Genomic DNA, 364 nt, shown 5'->3' on the forward strand with positions numbered 1-364 from the left:
CTCCAACAATGGTTGCCCCATTTTGGCTGAGGAAATTTGCCCCCTTCTCCAAAACCTTTGCAAATGTCCCTTGCTGTTTTTGTTTGAGCTTTTGATAGACCGCTACCGAATCTTCTATGGATTTAGCCTTGGGTTTTGTTGTGGTCAACTCAACGGCATCTTCCTCTACTTCAACTTCTAGTTCTTCTTCGGTGGATAAATCATCCCTTTCATCAAGGGGGATTTTTCCACCAGAGAACACCGTCATTTCGATGGCGGTATCATCGAGAACGCGCATCTCACGTTCATGAGCAAGCTCAGCTTTGACGTTTAAGATGTTGAGTTCACGTTTGAATTTGCCAAAGAATTCTTTGATGTTGGTGGA

General features: G+C 44.0%; 1 protein-coding gene. It reads right to left on the minus strand.

The genetic code is table 11. From position 1 onward, the window contains the following. Nucleotides 1-364 (minus strand): hypothetical protein (locus tag Lwal_RS17515; RefSeq protein ID WP_162264093.1); only part of this gene is annotated, 364 nt, incomplete at both ends.

Origin of the sequence: Legionella waltersii (genome assembly GCF_001468085.1) — a bacterium.
Taxonomy (GTDB): domain Bacteria; phylum Pseudomonadota; class Gammaproteobacteria; order Legionellales; family Legionellaceae; genus Legionella; species Legionella waltersii.